The sequence below is a fragment of the Chelativorans sp. AA-79 genome (assembly GCF_029457495.1).
In the GTDB taxonomy this organism is placed as follows: domain Bacteria; phylum Pseudomonadota; class Alphaproteobacteria; order Rhizobiales; family Rhizobiaceae; genus Chelativorans.
The window spans coordinates 2,360,429-2,378,231 of sequence record NZ_CP120361.1; the positions used below are offsets into that span (position 1 = coordinate 2,360,429).

Below are 17,803 nucleotides of genomic sequence, written 5' to 3' on the forward strand. Positions count from 1 at the left end.
AAGGCAATGAAGCACGTCAACATCGATGCGGTCGCTCGTGCCCTTGTGACAAGTGGTGCTGATGACATGACCGCGCAGTTTCTTGTTCCGGTCGCCACGTCGCTGCAGGATCGCCGGCCGCGAACGCTCAAGCATGGTGATACCTTCGCCGTGTTCGATCACAACGGCGACGCGGTCTCATGGCCGGGAAGCCCGGAGGGCCTGTTTCATCGCGACACGCGGTATCTGTCGCATCTCTATTTGACGATCGAGGGCCAGCATCCTCTCCTGCTCTCCTCGACGCTGCGCGACGACAATGCAACGCTGACCTGCGATCTCACCAATCCCGACATCCTCGACGCGGACGGCCGGCTCGTTCTCGAGCATGACCTCGTGCACCTGCGGCGATCCCGGTTTCTGTGGAAGGGGGTGTGCTACGAGCGCCTGGCAATTCGCAATTTCGACGAGCGCCCGCACCAGATCACCCTGAAGCTCGCCTTCTCCGCAGACTTCGCGGACTTGTTCGAGGTGCGCGGGGCGCGGCGTGAGCGCCGGGGTGACATGCAACCTCCGGAGGTGAAAGGCGATCGAGTGACTCTCGCCTATCTCGGCCTCGACGGCCGTCGGCGGACGACGACGCTCCGGTTCGATCCCGCGCCGCAGGAGATCAGCGCCGGCCATGCTTCATTCGTGCTCGACCTCGCGCCGCGCCAGGTCAGGACGATGGTGATCGAGATCGCCTGCGACGGCGTCGGCGGCGGGCCGCTGCGGCGCGGCTTCGGCGTGGCGCTGCGGGATGCGCGGGCTGCGCTGCGGCGGTCGTCGGCCCGGGCCGCGGCCGTCGAAACCTCGAACGAAATCTTCAACGAAGCGGTGCGCCGCTCGGTGTCCGACCTCAATATGCTGGTCACGGATACGCCGGAGGGACCTTTTCCCTATGCTGGCATTCCCTGGTTCAGCACAGTTTTCGGCCGCGACGCCCTGATCACGGGGCTGCAGACCCTTTGGCTGGACCCGGCGATCGCACGAGGCGTCCTGCTTCATCTCGCGGCGAACCAGGCGGCCGATTTCGATTCGACGGCTGATGCCGAGCCTGGCAAGATCTTGCACGAGGTCCGTTACGGCGAGATGGCCGAACTGAAGGAGGTGCCGTTCCGCCGCTATCACGGCAGCATCGATTCGACGCCGCTCTTCGTCATGCTGGCCGGCGCCTATCTGGAGCGGACCGGCGATGCCGTCACGCTTCACCGGCTGTGGCCGAGTATCGAGGCGGCCCTGTCCTGGATGGACCGGCATGGCGACCGCGACGGCGACGGCTTCATCGAGTACGGCCGGCGCAATCCCGACGGCCTGGTCAACCAGGGCTGGAAGGACAGCCACGATTCCGTCTTCCATGCCGATGGTTCCCTTGCCCGGGGGCCGATCGCGCTCGCGGAAGTGCAGGCTTATGCCTACGGGGCTTGGCGCGCGGCAGCCACTATCGCGCGAGCTGCCGGGCGTCCGGAGCAGGCCGAGGGCTTTGAGCGACGGGCGGAAGCGATCAGGATTGCTTTCGACGCAAGCTTCTTCGATGAGTCACTCGGCACCTATGTGATGGCGCTGGACGGAGACAAGCGGCCCTGCCGGGTGCGCGGCTCCAATGCAGGGCATGTCCTGCTGACGGGCCTGGCGCTTCCGGAGCGAGCGGAAGCGGTGGTGCGGAGCCTGATGGGATCGGCGTCTTTCTCCGGCTGGGGCGTGCGCACCGTGGCCGCCACCGAGGCGCGATACAATCCGATGAGCTATCACAATGGCTCGGTCTGGCCTCACGACAACGCCCTGATCGCCGCCGGCTTTGCACGCTACGGCTTCAAGCGTGAAGCGGCTCGGATTTTCGAAGGCCTGTTCGCGGCATCGACCTATATCGATCTTCGGCGCCTGCCCGAGCTGTTCTGCGGCTTCGCGCGCCAGCACACCAGGGGCCCGACCTTCTATCCCGTGGCCTGCGCCCCGCAGGCCTGGGCCGCGGGAGCGCCGCTGTTAATGCTCCAGTCTTGCCTGGGGCTCGGTTTCGATGCGGAGCGGATTCACATCAGGTTCGATGAGCCGGTCCTGCCGGCGTTCCTCGAGGAGGTCACCATCCGCAATCTGGTGCTCGATGGAGGTTCGGCGGACGTCACGCTGCGCCGGTCCCGCTCGCAGGTGGTCGTCGATGTGCTGCAGCGCCAGGGGCCGGTCCGCGTGGTGACGACGACGTGAACGTGACGGGCCGCGCCCGAGCGCCGATCGGTTGCGGACCGGGTGTCGGGCCGACATTACCGGCCGGGGGGCGGAAGCATGAGCGGCTCCGCGAGCTTGACGATTTGCTTCCGCCCCTCGCCGTCGATGATTTCCATGCTCGAGAGGCCGGTGGCGCCTTCGTCTACGGCCATGCTGCGCGGACGATGTATCAGGTGATCGAGGCCCTCGAGGGCGATGTCGACGATATCGTTCTTGGGATCATAGGTGATGCCGAGGACCGGAACCCACTTGGTGGCGATTTGATCCCCCAAGGGCAGTGCAGCGACCTCGATCTGAGCACGCTTTCCCTGCAATCCCTTGGATACGCGATCGCAGTACGACTGCCATTCGCTCTTGGAGAGTTGTCGGACGGACATGTGGAATCTCCTGTGTGGTTATGGCTAGTGGTGCTCCAGGAGGCTAGGACACGACGTGTCACCTCCGTGCGGAATCCGAAAACGCCGCGCGGTCATTTGTGGCCTGACCACATTGTGCCTGATGCAGATCGGTCGTGAATTGACGACCGTCATTGTCGTGGCCGCCTGAATAGGCGAAGCGATTCATCATGAGGGCGGGCTTCGCCTCGCCCATGATCAGGTTTTGCGCTTTCCGGTAGCATCCTCATACCCAGGGCAAGAATATAGATCTCTATCGAACCGCGACGGAGTGTTGATTGAGCGAAGATCCCTACAGGGTGCTGGGTGTGAGGAAGGAGGCCAGTCAGGAGGAGATCCAGAAGGCCTACCGCAAGCTGGCAAAGAAGCTGCACCCCGATCTCAATCCCGGCAACAAGCAGGCCGAGGAGCAGTTCAAGGCGGCCTCGGCGGCGTATGACCTGCTGAGCGATCCCGAAAAGCGCGCGCGCTTCGATCGCGGAGAGATTGACGCCGAGGGTCATGAGCGCCCGCGCCAGCGCTACTACCGGGATTTCGCCGGAGCGACCGCCGGGGAGCATCCCTATGCCACGGCGGAGGGTTTCTCAGACTTCAGCGATGAAGGTGACCTGTTCTCCAGCATTTTCGGTCGCGGCGGACGTTTTAACCTGAGAATGCGGGGGCAGGATGCGCATTACCGCCTGCCGGTGGAATTCCTGGAGGCCGTCAACGGAGCGGTGCGCCGTGTCACCCTCGCCGACGGCTCGACGGTGGACGTGACGGTTCCGCCGGGCGCGCGCGACGGGCAGGTACTGCGGCTCACCGGCAAGGGAAGCGCCGGCGTCGGCGGCGGCCCGCCCGGCGATGCCTTTATCGAGATCACCGTCAAACCCCATCCGATCTTCACCCGCAAGGGGGACGACATCCACCTGGAGCTTCCTATTTCGCTTACCGAAGCCGTCATGGGGGGCAAGATTTTAGTTCCAACGCCTGGTGGGCCGGTGACGATGAGGGTTCCCAAAAGCTCCAATTCCGGGACCGTTCTGCGCCTGCGCGGCAAGGGCCTCCCGCGGGCAAACGGAACGCGTGGCGATGAATACGTCAGGCTGAAGATCGTTCTGCCGGACAAGCCCGACCCGGAACTGGAGCGGTTCGTACAAGGATGGGCCGCAGGCAAGAGCCACAATCCGCGCCGCGGCATGGGGGAATGAATGCTCGAGTTCAATGAGTTTGTTCTGCGCGTGAGGCTCAGTCAGGAGATCATTGAGGCATGGGTTGCTGAGGGTTGGTTGCGCCCGCGGCGAACGGAGCAGGGACCGGCCTTTTCGGAGATGGACGTCTCACGCGTGCAACTGATCCAAGACCTGCGCAACGACCTGGGCGTCAATGAAGAGGGCGTTGCAATCATCCTGGACCTCATTGATCAGATGCACGGTCTACGAAAGACGTTGCGCGAATTGTGCGATGCGATCGGCGTACAGCCGACTGAGCTGCAGCATCGAATATTGGCGGAAGTCCGTAGTCGGCGCCCCATTCTGCTGAAGGGGAACGACGAGCCGTGACCTGCTTGCCGACCTGAAGGTCGTGCTGCGTAAGTGCGAAGGGAGCAGGTATGAAGTTGCTCGAACGGTTGGATATCAACACAGCGCAATGGCATCTCGCGAGCACCTACGAGAAGTTCGAGCAGGTGGTCGTGCTGGCTGACTGGGCTGATCATCGTCGTCATCGCTTCTGCTGTCCGGCATTTGGCTGCCAAAATCTTGTCCAGCCTCATTCTGTCAAGTTTCGACCCGACAGATCCGGCGGTGTTCCAAACCGTCTTCGGGATGATTCTGACCCTTATTATCGCTCTGGAGTTCAAGCATTCGATCTTGATAATGGTCAGACGTCAGCAGAGCGTTGTACAGGTCGCACAGTTGTTCTGATCGCAATGCTGGCAGTGATCCGAAAGTTTATCGCTGGCTGCAGCCATTATTGCCTTAGGCGCCGTTTACTGGCTGGTTCGCGAACAAGACCGCAAGGACCAGATCGACGTTCTGGAAAGGGGCACGCGCGAAATCCGCGACGGCGCATGATTCACGCGTAGATCGAATATCCAGCGCGAACTTGGCCACGGTCTCGATGGTTCGTCCCGACCTTTTACAGCGCGCGGGCTGGGTCTGCAGGGCCTTCGGACGAGTAATGGGACCCGCCGGCCGATCCGCGGTGCGTCACTTCGGCCAGGCGCCCCCCTACAGCTGAACTGACGGTTGTCAGGGCGGCTGTTCCTAGCCTGTGCGAATGGTCGGCCGAAGGCAGTCTGTTCAGGCCGGCTGACGAACGCCGCCGAGGATCGGGATTCATGAGATGGGTCAGGAGCGAGCATGTCGTCGCCACACAACAAAGAAGATGAGGTAGTCGCAACCGAGGCCGTAGATATTGGAACGTTGCTCGCGGAGAATGCGTCGCTCCAAGATCGCCTGCTGCGTGCGTTGGCTGAAGCTGAGAACGTTCGGCGACGGGCGGATCGTGACATGGAAGAGACGCGCAAATTTGCCGTAGCGGAATTCTCGCGCGAGCTCTTACCGATTCTCGACAATCTGCAGCGCGTTCTCGACGCGAAAAGGCGGACGGAGAACCAGGTGAGTGACGCGTTGGTAGAAGGCGTCACGACAACGTTGCGCCTTTTTCTTCAGACCCTCGAGCGCTTTGGAATCAAGAAGATCGCTGCCCTGGGAGAGCGCTTTGATCCAACCCTGCATGAGGCGCTGATGGAATCTGCGGACCAATCTCACCCGCCAGGAACTGTCACGCAGGTCCTGGAAGAAGGCTTCACTATCCATGGACGCCTTCTGAGACCAGCGAGAGTGGTGGTAGCGAAGCCGATGCGATCTGATGGCTAACATCGCCAAACCAGTTGAGGAATGCCCAACGGCAGCCACGTGAGGCTTCGCGAGGGTCATGCAACGAGTGAGCAGCGGGATCGATCTGGAGGTCGTGCAAACAGAGGTCGGGATGGGCCGAGGCTCACCATGCCGCGTCAGAGTTGCTTCGGGTGGTAGTCGCAGAAAAGCCAGCAGCATGACGACACGGGCGCGTTGCCATAATCGCAAGACGCGGAGCGCGGCTGGGAAACGTTGGCGCCGCCTACGCAGCCTTCCTGCTTTCCGGCTCCCTGATCAGCGCGTCGGGATCAGATCCGACTTCCGTTGCCGACACCGGTCGCTCCCAATTCGGAACGCGCAGCGCGGGATTGGACGGACCTTCAACTGGGGCAGTTTGCAGGCTTCTGAGCGCGATGCTCTGCAACGCGAGCCACGGAAATGCTGCGGCAACGCTCATATGCGAGACGAATACCATGGAGAGAACCGCCTCTGTGAACATTTTACTAGCCTCCCGGATTATTGGCAAAGGGCCGGAAGGGCTGACCCACGCCACGACCTCATCCTGTTGCGGCTTCTCCTTCGCGGTGACCGGAATGATGAAGTCGTCCGTTATCCGCTCTTCGGCCTCGATGCGCTTGACAACGAATCCACGCAACGGCCGGAAACGCTTCCTCGTCCTCCGGACCACCAAACCATATTGTGCCAAAGCGACGGCGGATGGCGATCCGCCGTCGCTTTGGAGCTAGGTACGGCTAAACGAATTTCAAGCGTCACCGTCGAGCGGATCGGAGCAGCGCCGCCTTCACGAGCTGCCCCAAGAAAATCCGCAAGTGGAGCGGGGGGACGAACCCCGCCTGATCTCTTCGCGCGGCGTCAAAGGGCTTCGCCCATAGAGGTGATGAAGTAGCATGCCGTCTGCTTTGCAAGGAGCGGCCATGGTGCTTCTCGTGCTGGCGGGAGGACCCGTGCCGAACTTTAGTGCCGAACCCTTCTGCCGCGGGATCGCCGAGCTTCTCCGAGAGCCGGAATACCTACAAATATGTCTAGACAGGGAGCGGGAGGCGAGCGACCAATTGAAGGCTTCGTGGCCTAAGTTCTCGCCGGCGGATCGCACGCGCTGCCTGCACCTCAGCTCACTGGGGAGCGCTCCTAGCTATGTCGAATTGCTCGCCTGTCTCGAGATTGCACAGGAGATTCGCGAGCGCGAAGCCCGTGAACGTGGGAACGGTTTCAGTCTGCCTCCTTGACGCAAGGCCGGCATGGCATAGAGCGGTGGATGACGAGCCCTGGAGGCCCATGTGCTCGGCCAGACGCGAGAGCGTTACGCGTCCGGATCGGGCTCGCTCGATTCAAGAATTTCAACAAGCGCGCCGACGCGTCCGGAGGGATGGGGCCGCCCCTCGTTGATCAGCGCCTCATCGGCGTTGAGCCACGCCCACGCTTCCGCCAGCTCTTCGGACGTCGCTCCCGTCTGGTTGATCTCCGCGATCAAGATCTCGTCGACGGGCCCGAGAATGACGGTGATTTCCTCCTCGGTCATTGTCTGTCCTCCGTCGTGTCCTTGTCGTGGTGGGCGACGACCGCGCGGCCGAGACGTTGTGATCTCGGTCGCCGGCCGTCGCGGTCAAATTGCGTGCTTCAACGATATCCCGCTCGGCTGAGAGCCCAGTCGAGCTCCCGCAGCGACGGCTGGACGAGCACCTGGCCGCCGATCGTCACAGTCGGGCTTCCGATCCGCCCACCCGCCAGCCATTCGAGCTGGTCGCGCGCTTCGGGATGGAGGTCCCAGTCGATGAACCGATAGGGGATGCCGGCCCGGTCCAGATGACGGCGCACCATCATGGTGATGCCGCACCAGCGGCTGCCATAGACGGCCACGTCCGCGACCTGCGGACGGTACGCAAAGGGGGAGTAGGTTGACGCATACATGGTCCAATCTCCTCAAGCCGCCTTAGGGGTTGCCAATTGGTCCAGTGCGCTGAACAAGTCGTAGATGTCGGGGACGTGCTGGAGCTTCGGCGAGACCTGCGCGTGGCGGATGATGCCGTTCTCGTCGACGATATAGAGCGCCCTTTCCGAGAAGCCGTCGGCCTCGCGCCAGACCTTGTAGCGGCGCGCGACGTCGCCCTTCGGATTGAAGTCGGCGAGCAGCGGGAAGGTCAGCCCGCGCACGGCCGCCCACGCCCCATGGCTGTAAAGGCTATCGACGGAGATGCCCATCACCTCGGCGCCGCGCTTGCGGAACTCATCGAGCTCGTGCTGATAAAGATCGAGCTGGCGGCTGCACCCCGGACTCCAGTCGAGCGGATAGAAGGCGAGGACGACACGCCGGCCGCGATAGTCGGACAGGCGAATCGTGCGGCCATTCGCGTCGGGAAGCGCGAAGTCGGGCGCGGGTTCTCCGGCGGCAAGCGGCGTGTTGACAGCATCGCCCTCCATCGGGGGCGCGTGTTCATGGAGATCGACGATGTCATCGATGGTGGGGCCGGACCGGACCTGCCTCGCATTGCCGGACACCTGGATGCGCCAGAGCTCCTGCACCATGCCATGAAGAACGGACAAAGCCTTCCTTTCGGCACTGTCGGAAAGCTGCGGCGCAAGTGAAGCAAAATCAGCCTCAAGCTGCTCAATTCGGCTCGGCCGGACATTTAAAGGGCCTGCATGGCTGTCCATGGCTAAACCTCCTTCTTCAACCTGTATCCTTTCGTTCCTTTGAGTGATGTGCCGTGAACGCCGGACGACGCCACGAGCAGTGGTGATATAAGGACGGCATTTGAGAGATGCCACTCGTGGTAGCCGGTGCGAACGCTCCCCAAATGAAGGGAAAGTGTTTGCATAAGGAATCACGTCGATGGAGAAACGTCGCGTCGTTTGCCCGAACTGTGACAGTATCAATGCCGTGCCGGTGAATCGGCCGGCCGAGGCGGCAAAGTGTGGCCGATGCCACGCGAAGCTGTTCCAAGGAACGCCGGCCGAACTTGATGCCGCCCGACTGGAGAGGCACATCGCCAATTCCGACATTCCGGTGGTCGTGGATTTCTGGGCGCCCTGGTGCGGCCCTTGCCGGGCGATGGCGCCGATCTTCGCCCAAGCCGCGAAAACGATTGAGCCGAGAGCCCGGTTCGCGAAGGTGAATGTCGATGAAAATCCTGAGGCGGCGCGCCGATATGGGGTCCAGGGGATCCCGGCTCTTTTGGCCTTTTCAGAAGGCAAGGTGGCAGCCCGGCAAGCCGGCTTGACGGACGCGAACACGCTGCGCGGGTGGGTCGAGCGCCTGGTGGTCTGTTCGAATCCAGGCTGATCGGGGGCTTCGCCTCTTGAACCGCTAAAGCGCTGAACTAAATCAAAAAACGCCGGCTGCCACTCCGGGGCCGGCGGCGATCGGTTGGGCGCCAACGGCGCCCGGCGTTCGCCATGAAGTCTTGTATCCATGTTGCTCAAAGGAGGATGTGGCTATGAGCACCGTTTTGGATTTCTCTCCCTTGTTCCGGTCGAGCGTCGGCTTCGACCGAATGTTGAACGCGCTCGAGAATGCGAGGCGCGTCGCGTCCATCGACAATTGGCCGCCCTACGACATCGTCAAGACGGGTGAGGACGAGTACCGCATCACCATGGCGGTGGCCGGTTTCACCGAGGACGAACTGACCATCACGCAGGAGCAGAACATGCTCATGGTGGCGGGCCACAAGTCCGGCGAATCTGAAGAGAACGGGCAATATCTGCATCGCGGTATTGCGGGCCGTGCCTTCCAGCGCCGCTTCGAACTTGCCGACCACGTGAAGGTCGTCGGCGCCAGCCTTGTCAACGGCCTGCTGACGGTCGAGCTGAAGCGCGAAATTCCCGAGGAAATGAAGCCGCGCCGGATCGCGATCGGGACTGGCGAGACGCTGCCGAGGGTCGAGGCCAGACAGGCCGAGCCCGAGAAGCTCGCCGCCTGAGGCTTTCCGTCAACGCGGTTTCTGCAAGGTGCCGGGCAGCGTGCCCGGCGCCCCGGGAAAGCTTTGCCAAACAACGAACAGAAAGGAGAAGCAGTATGAGTGTGCGTGATCTGATTCCGTGGGGTCGCTCCAGCAACCAGGCCCCCATTGTGTTTCGCGACGACGATCGCAACCCGTTTCTCTCGCTGCACCGCGAAGTGAATCGGCTTTTCGACGACGTCTTCCGCTCGTTCGACAGCCGCCTGCCGGCCTTCGGCTCGCTGTCGTCGTTCAGCGCGGCTTGGCCGAATGTCGAGATCTCCGACACCGACAAGGAGATCAAGGTGAACGCGGAAGTGCCCGGCCTCGAGGAAAAGGACATCGAGGTTCTGCTCGATGACGGCGTGCTGACGCTGAAGGGCGAGAAGCGCTCGGAAACTGAGGACAAGGACAAGCAGTTCTCGGAACGATTCTATGGCCGCTTCGAGCGCCGCATCCCGCTCGGCGTCGAGGTCGAGGAAGACAAGATCGACGCGCGCTTCAAGAACGGCGTGCTGAGCATCGTACTGCCAAAGAGCGCGAAGGCGCAGTCGCAGGTGAAGCGCATAGCGATCAAAAGCTGACAGGCCTGACTGCTGACGGCGGGCCGACTGGCTGCCGTCAGCAGCATCCTTCGCCAGAATGGGAGGGATAGGCAATGATGGAGAACATCAGACAGACGGAGAATAGCAGATCAGCCACGGTGGCGCGGACATGGCCCTTCAACGACAATCGGGTTCAGCCGCTTTCGATGGGGCGCTCGGTTTTCCCGGAGGATGCCGTCGCCCACATCTACAAGCCGTCCCGCTCGGTGATGACTTCGGGAAAGGCGCGCACGAGGGGCTGGAAGCTCCGTTTTGAGCCGCGCCGCGCACCCTTCATCGAGCCGCTGATGGGTTGGACCGGCAGCGATGACACGCTGACTCAGGTCGAGCTCAGCTTTCCGACGCTCGATTCGGCGGTTCGCTACGCTGAACGGCAAGGTCTGAACTATGTCGTGGAGGGCGACGTGCACCGCGCTCCGATAGCAGCTCGCGCGGGGCGTATGATGCATTCGTTCTCCGACGCTACCCTGAAGAAGCTCGGCCTGACGCATCTTCAGGGAACTTACGGAAAGGCTCTGGAGGACGCGGCCAACCGAAACGATCCTGTAGGCGCGGAACACTGGGATTCGCCAATGCAGCTTCTGGCTGACGCGACTTTGTCGCACGACGCCAAGCGATCGATCCTGATGAACTGGGCCTATACGGAGTACCTGATCGATCAGGCGACGAACGAGGGTATGCCGGAAAACGATCGCCCCTCTCGTCTGGACGAGGTGGAGCAGGCCTTGCTGGCGCTTGAACGCGAGGTCGCGGCCGGCGGCGCCCGCAGCACACGAAAGGCGGCGTGAGGTGCGACCATGGACCCGTCCGTCGTCTTTGATTGCGAAAGGGTTCTGCCGAACCGCTTCGCGCTGACCTTGGCAGCGGCCGCGCGTAGCCGGGCGCTTAACAGGGGACATTCTCCGCGGATCGCCCGGCCGGCGGCCAGCACGGTCGACCTCGCGCTGCACGAGATCGCTGCAAACGCCTTCACGGAGGAGGAACTCGCCCCCTTCCTGCCGAGCCAGGACGGCGCGAGGCTGCTTCCGCCTCCGGCAGGCCCCGCGCGTCGGGCCGACGCGGCTGCGCCGCTCTCTCTCGAAGCCAGATCTTTTACTGATGATTGTCATCGCGGGACCGCTTGCGGGTGGGGCATGCAGACGCCTGCTGGTGACGCATCCAACCGACAAGGAGGAATGAACAATGGCAAACTCACTGTCTTCCAATAACCGGACGGCCTTCGATGTCGTCAACATCGTTGCCGGTCTCGGTCTTCTGCTCTCACCTTGGTATATGGGCTTCACGAACGAAGCCTATGCCGCGTGGAATGCCTGGATTGTAGGTGCTGCCGTCGCCGTGATCGCGGCTGCCGCTCTTTTTGCATTCCATGAAGCTGAAGAGTGGGTCAATCTGGTGGCTGGCCTCTGGGCCGTGCTCGCGCCCTGGGTGCTCGGCTTCTCAGCAGTTACGGTCGCGATGTGGGCGCATGTGATTGCCGGCATCGTGGTGGCTGTAGTGGCCGGCGCTTGCATCTGGTTCGTCCGTGGCCGCCCGCTCTCAACCGCGTGATGTATTTCGGCAGGACCGGCCCGGCCCGAACGCCGGGCCGGTCATTGTGTCTTCCGTCTGACCTCAGACGGAAAGGAGGAGGCCAAACCGTCGGGTCAAACGGAGATTTGCTCATGATCAGAAAGGATACCGTCGTCCATCGAGCCATCATCGCTTTCTGGGTGGCGGCTGCAATTGTAGTGGGACTGCCCTCTTACGCTGTCGGGCAGGCGGTTCCGGGCATAGCCGGGCAACTTCCGACGCTCGCGCCCGTGCTTGAACGGGTCACTCCCGCAGTCGTCAACATCTCTGTCATTTCGGAAACGCCCGCAGTGTCCAACCCGCTCTACAACGACCCGTTTTTCCGGCGCTTCTTCGACCTGCCGGACACCCCGCCGCCTCAGCAGCGTATGAGCGCCGGTTCCGGTGTGATCGTCGACGCGGCGAGAGGCCATGTGCTCACCAATCACCACGTTGTGGCGAACGCCCGGGAAATCACGGTGACTCTGAAGGATGGGCGGCGCCTGCCTGCCGAGCTTATCGGCTCGGACCAGGCGACGGATATCGCCTTGCTCAAGGTCGAGAGCCGCAATCTCGTCGCTTTGGAGATCGGCGACTCCGATCGTCTCAAGGTCGGGGACTATGTGGTTGCGATAGGTAATCCGTTCGGTCTTGGTCAAACGGTGACCTCCGGTATCGTCAGCGCGCTTGGGCGCAGCGGGATCAACAACGAGGGCTATGAGGATTTCATCCAGACGGACGCCTCGATCAACCCCGGGAATTCGGGCGGCGCATTGGTCACGCTGGACGGCAAGCTCGTCGGTATCAACACAGCGATCCTCAGCCCGGCCGGCGGCAATATCGGCATAGGCTTCGCGGTGCCCAGCAATATGGCCGTCACCGTCATGAACCAACTTGTTGCTCATGGCGAGGTGCGGCGCGGCCGGGTCGGCATTGGCATCCAGGACGTCACTCCGGACCTCGCCGAGGCGCTGGGGCTTGGCGACCTGAGGGGTGCCGTGATCGCCAATGTCGAGTCAGGCTCACCGGCTGAGCGGGCCGGTTTGCGGGTTGGCGATGTCGTCACTGCCGTTGACGGACGGGCTGTTCTCGGATCGGCCGACTTGCGCAACCGGATCGGCCTCACGCCCGCTGGAACCGATGTCAGGCTGACGGTGGCGCGCAGCGACGGCGTGCGAGAGGTCAAGGTCCGGATCGAGGCCGGCGGGCGCCCCGCGTCCTCGCAGTTGGCCAGAACGGCTTTCGAAGGCGCAAGTCTGCGGAACGCTTCTCGCCAGGAAGCGCGAGAGGCCGGATCGGACGGCGTGATTGTCGATAGCGTAACTCCTGGAAGTCGCGCCGCTCGTGCTGGCCTTCGCCCGGGCGACATGATCTTGGCGATCAATCGGATGCCCGTGATATCGGTCGATGATATCCGCCGCCAGACCTCCGACCGTCTGGCCACACTCGCCGTAGAGTTGCTGCGGAACGGCGGCCGCCTGCTGCTGATCATCAGGTAACTGGAGAAGGCGGCGATGGAAATGGACAAGAAAACTCAGTTCAACATCTGGTACTGGATCGCGGCATTCTTCTTCCTGATGGCGTTTCAGTATGTGTTCACGACGGCCACGCAGGTGGCGCAGATTCCTTACAGTCAATTCGAGAGCTATCTGCGGGACGGGAGGATCGCCGAGGTGGCCGTGTCGGACCGCTTCATTCAAGGGCGGTTCAAAGAGCCCGTCGAGGGCCGGTCGATGTTCATCACGACGCGGGTTGAGCCGGACCTTGCCCGCGATTTGCAGCAGCACGGCGTCGTCGTCAGCGGCCAGATCGAAAGTACCTTCCTGCGCGACCTCCTGTCTTGGGTCATCCCCGTGGTGCTCTTCATCGGCATCTGGATGTTCATGCTCAAGAGAATGGGCGGGGGCATCGGCGGCGGACTGATGCAAATCGGTAAGTCGAAGGCGAAGGTCTATGTCGAAAAAGATACGGGCGTGACATTCGATGATGTCGCTGGCGTCGACGAGGCAAAGGACGAGCTGAAGGAGATCGTCGACTTCCTCAAGGACCCGCAGGGTTATGGCCGGCTCGGCGGCCGTATGCCCAAGGGCGTCCTCCTCGTCGGCCCACCCGGCACCGGAAAGACGCTGCTGGCCAAGGCCGTCGCCGGTGAGGCCGGCGTCCCCTTCTTCTCGATCTCAGGGTCCGAGTTCGTCGAGATGTTCGTCGGCGTTGGCGCAGCCCGCGTGCGCGACCTGTTCGAGCAGGCCCGCGCCAAGGCGCCAGCGATTATCTTCATTGACGAACTTGATGCGCTCGGCCGAGCTCGCGGCATCGGGCCGCTTGTAGGCGGTCACGATGAGAAGGAGCAGACGCTCAATCAGCTCCTCGTCGAGCTGGACGGGTTCGATTCGTCGACAGGCCTCGTACTGCTGGCCGCGACCAACCGCCCCGAGATTCTCGACCCGGCGCTGCTGCGAGCCGGCCGCTTCGACCGTCAGGTCCTGGTCGACCGGCCCGACAAGACTGGTCGCATCCAGATCCTGAACGTTCATCTGAAGAAGGCGAAGCTCGCGCCAGAGGTGGACGCGGAGAAAATTGCTGCGCTCACCCCGGGCTTCACGGGCGCCGACCTCGCGAACCTCGTCAACGAGGCGACGCTGCTGGCGACGCGCCGCAAGGCCGACGCCGTCACGATGGAGGACTTCAACAACGCGGTCGAGCGCATCGTGGCGGGGCTGGAAAAGCGTAACCGTCTGCTCAACCCGAAGGAGCGCGAGATCGTCGCCTTTCACGAGACGGGCCATGCGCTGGTGGCCATGGCGCTGCCCGGCGTTGATCCGGTCCACAAGGTCTCCATCATCCCGCGCGGCGTCGGCGCGCTCGGCTACACGATCCAGCGGCCGACGGAGGATCGCTTTCTGATGACCCGGGAGGAACTGGAAAACAAGATGGCGGTGTTGCTCGGCGGACGCGCTGCGGAACGGATCATATTCGGGCATCTTTCGACGGGAGCCGCAGACGATCTCGCCAAGGTTACCGATATCGCACGCGCCATTGTCACGCGATATGGCATGACGGACCGGCTCGGCCACGTCGCGCTGGAGAAGGACCGCCGCTCGTACCTTGCTACGGACCAGCCCTACTACGGTCCGCAGGAGCGTGCCTATTCCGAGGAGACCGCCTCAGCGATCGATGAAGAGGTGAAGCGCATCGTGGACGACACTTTCGAGAGGACCGTCGCACTTCTGCGCGAGCGCAGGGATGCATTGGAGCGGATCGCCCGAAAGCTCCTGGAAAAGGAGACGCTCGACGAAAAGGAGCTCGCCGCGCTGGCCAGCATGAAACCAGTAGCAGCGGCCAACGCATGACCGAAGGCCTCTTTACCAACTTGGGAGACGCATCTGCTGAGTGCGCAGACGAACAGCGTCTGCGCGAACTACAAAAGCTGGAGGCGCTGGGCAGACTTACGGCCGGCATCGCTCATGACTTTAGAAATCTCATCATGGTCGTCCAGGCCGGCCTTCGGCTGATCGGCACAAAGCTGCGGGAGGGAGCGCCAGCGGCCGATGTGGACGCGCTCATTCACGAGATCATGCAGCGCACGCAGAATGCCCAGGCGCTCACCGGACATCTGTTGGCATTCTCGCGCAATCAGGTCCTGGCGCCAAAGATCGTGAACGTCAACGAACGAATTGCGTCGATAGCATCCATTCTCGGCCAGACGTTAGGCAGGGGTATCGGCATTCGGACCGTATTGAATGAGGATGTCGGACTCGTGGAGGTCGATGCCGATCAGCTCGATGTCGCGTTGCTGAACCTCGCGGTCAACGGGCGGGATGCCATGAATGGGTGCGGCACGCTGACGATCGAGACGAGCGTGGCAGCGGACGGGAGCGAGCCCGAGGACCAGCCGGGTTTCATCCGCGTCACGGTCAAGGACACAGGGATCGGCATGGACGCCGAGACGAAGGCCAGAGCGTTCGAACCTTTCTTTACCCGCAAAGGCGACGTCAACGGCACAGGTCTCGGATTGAGCCAGGTGTATGGCTTCGTCGTACAGTCGGGTGGCCAAGTCCGCATCGATAGCGAATTGGGAACTGGGACCCAGGTGCATTTGTACTTACCACGGCGCGCGCGAGGCCACGACGCAGATCGAAGCGTGACCGTGTAAGGGAGGCTGGGGGCCGGTCAAGACGGCCCGCCAGATCACATCGTAGAGCGCGATGAACCGCAGCCGGCGCTGGTCGGGCCTGCCTCTTTCACCTCCGCTACCCACGCGAAGGGGCCGCGACGAGGCAGCGTCCATTGCAAGTCAGGAGGATTCTGTCGTTCATCAATTCGATTTTCGTGTTGGAATGCTTACCTTTCTTTCGTGATGGCCAACTGATCGCACAACACCATGCCGCATCACCAAACCGAGCTTATCGCAATGGTGGCCCTCGGGGTGGTGCTTGCCTTCGGGCTGGGACTGATTGCACGATTCCTGCGCCTGCCGCCTCTGATTGGCTATTTGCTGGCCGGGATTGCAATCGGTCCGAACACGCCCGGGTTTATCGGCGATGTGGGGTTGGCGGGCCAAATCTCCGAACTTGGTGTCATCCTTCTGATGTTCGGGGTTGGGCTGCATTTCTCCCTTAACGATCTCCTCGTCGTTCGTCGGATCGCAGTTCCAGGCGCAATCATCCAAATCGCTGGCGCCACGGCCATGGGTACTGTCCTGACAAAGGCGTGGGGATGGGACCTGAGCGCTGGGTTGGTGTTCGGACTTGCGCTTTCGGTTGCAAGCACTGTTGTGCTGCTGCGCGCGCTCGATGAGATGAACCTGCTCGACTCTGCCAACGGACGCATTGCAGTCGGTTGGCTGGTTGTCGAGGACATTGCCATGGTCCTGGCGCTGGTGGTGCTGCCGGCTTTCGCTGTGCCGGCCGGGACGAATGATCCAGGCGCGGTAGGCCAGGCGGGAGCAACGAATCTCGGGTTCGCGATCGGGCTGACGCTGGCTAAGGTGGGCGCGTTCACGGCGCTCGTGCTGGTGGTCGGCCGGCGCGTCGTACCCTGGCTGCTCAAACAGGCAGCGCGCGCCGGTTCTCGGGAGCTCTTCACGCTGGCCGTCCTGGCGATAGCACTCGGCATTGCCTGTGGATCGGCGGAGTTGTTCGGGGTGTCCTTCGCACTTGGCGCCTTCTTCGCAGGTGTGGTGCTCAGTGAATCCGAATTGAGCCATCGGGCAGCCACCGAGTCTCTGCCGCTGCAGGATGCCTTCGCGGTGCTGTTTTTCGTCTCGGTCGGCATGCTGTTCGACCCCTCTGTCCTCATCCGGGATCCATTGGCAGTGATCGCTGTGGTCTTGGTGATCGTTGTAGGCAAGGCTCTTGCGGCCGCGGCGATTGTGGTCGCACTCGGCTATCCGCTTCCAACCGCTGTGATCGTCTCGGCCGCCTTGGCGCAGATTGGCGAGTTCTCCTTCATACTCGCTGAGTTCGGTGTGTCATTGAGGCTGATGCCAACGGAAGGCCGTGATCTTATCATTGCCGGAGCCTTGCTCTCGATTTCCCTCAACCCGTTTGTATTTGCCGTGGCGAAACTCGCCGAACCACGCCTGGCGAAACTGAGAGCTGGAGCCGGAACGAGTGCGCGCGCGGACCGCTTATCCGGTTTGGATATTGAAGAGCATGAGAGGAAATGGGCGGACCACGTTATTGTTGTTGGTGCCGGTCGGGTGGGGCGAACGGTCGCTGCGGCGCTACGACAAGCAGGGGTGTCGCACATTGTGATCGAGCGCAATCGCCGACGTGCGGAAATATTCCGAGACGAGGGTGCCCCGGTGATACAGGGTGATGCCGCAGCGCCGGGCGTCTTTGAAGCTGCGGGGGCAGAACGCGCTCGGCTTATCGCTATTGCAGTTCCAGACGGCTATGAGGCCAGGCGTGTGCTGGAACGCGCCCGAGAAATAAACGCGCGCGTCGAGATTCTGGTACGCGCGCACAATGATTCAGATCGCTTGTATCTCTTGTCGCATGGCGCGACGCGGGCGATCTTGGGAGAGCACAATGCGGGTCTGGCGATAGCCGAGGCGACCCTCAGCGGGCTTGGTCTAGCGCGTGCGAAGGCAACGGCTACCGTGGATGCGCTACAGCAGGAGCAGGCGAAAACGGCTGATGCTTCTGGCTCTTCCGAGGAGATGCACGGTGCGCCAGAGTTGCGCCCTCACCAGGAGTAGGACAGCCTCTTGCTCA

General features: G+C 62.4%; 18 protein-coding genes and 2 pseudogenes. 15 read left to right on the plus strand and 5 right to left on the minus strand.

From position 1 onward, the window contains the following. Positions 1–6 precede the first annotated feature (6 nt). A complete protein-coding gene (locus tag PVE73_RS11395; RefSeq protein ID WP_277367037.1) occupies positions 7–2,217 on the plus strand; it encodes an amylo-alpha-1,6-glucosidase in 2,211 nt (736 codons plus the stop codon). Between the two features lie 56 nt (positions 2,218–2,273). On the opposite strand, the gene PVE73_RS11400 is transcribed toward PVE73_RS11395, so the two are convergent. Beyond that, positions 2,274–2,615, minus strand: a complete 342-nt coding sequence (locus PVE73_RS11400) for a DUF5335 domain-containing protein (RefSeq protein WP_161138468.1) — start codon at positions 2,613–2,615, stop codon at positions 2,274–2,276. A gap of 296 nt (positions 2,616–2,911) precedes the next feature. On the opposite strand from PVE73_RS11400, the gene PVE73_RS11405 reads away from it, so the two are divergent. The 4 genes and pseudogenes from PVE73_RS11405 (at position 2,912) to PVE73_RS11420 (ending at position 5,494) form a co-directional block, all read left to right on the plus strand. Then, positions 2,912–3,823, plus strand: a complete 912-nt coding sequence (locus PVE73_RS11405) for a DnaJ C-terminal domain-containing protein (RefSeq protein ID WP_277367038.1) — start codon at positions 2,912–2,914, stop codon at positions 3,821–3,823. Continuing rightward, on the plus strand, positions 3,824–4,174 hold the full coding sequence (locus tag PVE73_RS11410) for a chaperone modulator CbpM (protein WP_129608294.1): 351 nt from the start codon (positions 3,824–3,826) through the stop codon (positions 4,172–4,174). A gap of 50 nt (positions 4,175–4,224) precedes the next feature. Continuing rightward, positions 4,225–4,687 (plus strand): annotated as a pseudogene (locus PVE73_RS11415) (phosphate-starvation-inducible PsiE family protein). Between the two features lie 288 nt (positions 4,688–4,975). Then, entirely contained in the window at positions 4,976–5,494 is a 519-nt protein-coding gene (locus PVE73_RS11420) for a nucleotide exchange factor GrpE (RefSeq protein WP_161138470.1), read from the plus strand. A gap of 511 nt (positions 5,495–6,005) precedes the next feature. Here the strand turns inward: PVE73_RS11420 and PVE73_RS11425 are convergent. The 4 genes and pseudogenes from PVE73_RS11425 to PVE73_RS11440 all read right to left on the minus strand — a co-directional run. Further along, positions 6,006–6,164: pseudogene (locus tag PVE73_RS11425) on the minus strand (co-chaperone GroES); the annotation flags it as partial. A 633-nt stretch (positions 6,165–6,797) separates the two neighbouring features. Further along, the gene (locus PVE73_RS11430) at positions 6,798–7,016 is read right to left on the minus strand and encodes a hypothetical protein (RefSeq protein ID WP_277367039.1); all 219 of its coding nucleotides are present in this window, start codon (positions 7,014–7,016) and stop codon (positions 6,798–6,800) included. A 98-nt stretch (positions 7,017–7,114) separates the two neighbouring features. Continuing rightward, positions 7,115–7,405 (minus strand): glutaredoxin family protein, encoded by a 291-nt coding sequence (locus PVE73_RS11435; RefSeq protein WP_161138474.1) that lies wholly within the window; start codon positions 7,403–7,405, stop codon positions 7,115–7,117. 12 nt (positions 7,406–7,417) lie between these two features. After that, positions 7,418–8,038, minus strand: a complete 621-nt coding sequence (locus PVE73_RS11440; RefSeq protein WP_277367040.1) for a peroxiredoxin — start codon at positions 8,036–8,038, stop codon at positions 7,418–7,420. A gap of 289 nt (positions 8,039–8,327) precedes the next feature. Here PVE73_RS11440 and trxC point away from each other — a divergent pair, with 289 nt between their 5' ends. From trxC to PVE73_RS11490, 10 genes are all read left to right on the plus strand, one after another. Then, the gene (trxC, locus tag PVE73_RS11445) at positions 8,328–8,777 is read left to right on the plus strand and encodes a thioredoxin TrxC (RefSeq protein ID WP_277367041.1); all 450 of its coding nucleotides are present in this window, start codon (positions 8,328–8,330) and stop codon (positions 8,775–8,777) included. 154 nt (positions 8,778–8,931) lie between these two features. Further along, complete coding sequence (locus PVE73_RS11450) at positions 8,932–9,414, plus strand: Hsp20 family protein (RefSeq protein ID WP_277367042.1); 483 nt, start codon at positions 8,932–8,934, stop codon at positions 9,412–9,414. A gap of 95 nt (positions 9,415–9,509) precedes the next feature. Further along, complete coding sequence (locus PVE73_RS11455) at positions 9,510–10,016, plus strand: Hsp20/alpha crystallin family protein (protein ID WP_161138478.1); 507 nt, start codon at positions 9,510–9,512, stop codon at positions 10,014–10,016. Between the two features lie 74 nt (positions 10,017–10,090). After that, on the plus strand, positions 10,091–10,825 hold the full coding sequence (locus PVE73_RS11460) for an ETC complex I subunit (RefSeq protein ID WP_161138479.1): 735 nt from the start codon (positions 10,091–10,093) through the stop codon (positions 10,823–10,825). 9 nt (positions 10,826–10,834) lie between these two features. Next, complete coding sequence (locus PVE73_RS11465; RefSeq protein ID WP_161138480.1) at positions 10,835–11,245, plus strand: DNA-directed RNA polymerase subunit omega; 411 nt, start codon at positions 10,835–10,837, stop codon at positions 11,243–11,245. Then, complete coding sequence (locus PVE73_RS11470; RefSeq protein WP_277367043.1) at positions 11,220–11,585, plus strand: SPW repeat protein; 366 nt, start codon at positions 11,220–11,222, stop codon at positions 11,583–11,585. Before PVE73_RS11465 ends, PVE73_RS11470 begins: the two co-directional genes overlap by 26 nt. Positions 11,586–11,698: 113 nt before the next feature. Continuing rightward, a complete protein-coding gene (locus tag PVE73_RS11475) occupies positions 11,699–13,084 on the plus strand; it encodes a DegQ family serine endoprotease (RefSeq protein WP_277367044.1) in 1,386 nt (461 codons plus the stop codon). Between the two features lie 15 nt (positions 13,085–13,099). Continuing rightward, positions 13,100–14,935: an ATP-dependent zinc metalloprotease FtsH gene (gene ftsH / locus PVE73_RS11480; protein ID WP_277367045.1), complete on the plus strand. Its 1,836-nt coding sequence runs from the start codon at positions 13,100–13,102 to the stop codon at positions 14,933–14,935. Then, a complete protein-coding gene (locus tag PVE73_RS11485; protein ID WP_277367046.1) occupies positions 14,932–15,738 on the plus strand; it encodes an ATP-binding protein in 807 nt (268 codons plus the stop codon). The genes ftsH and PVE73_RS11485 overlap by 4 nt, the downstream gene beginning before the upstream one ends. A 228-nt stretch (positions 15,739–15,966) precedes the next feature. Then, positions 15,967–17,787, plus strand: coding sequence for a cation:proton antiporter (locus PVE73_RS11490; RefSeq protein WP_277367047.1), 1,821 nt, complete (start codon positions 15,967–15,969; stop codon positions 17,785–17,787). The last annotated feature ends 16 nt before the right edge of the window (positions 17,788–17,803 follow it).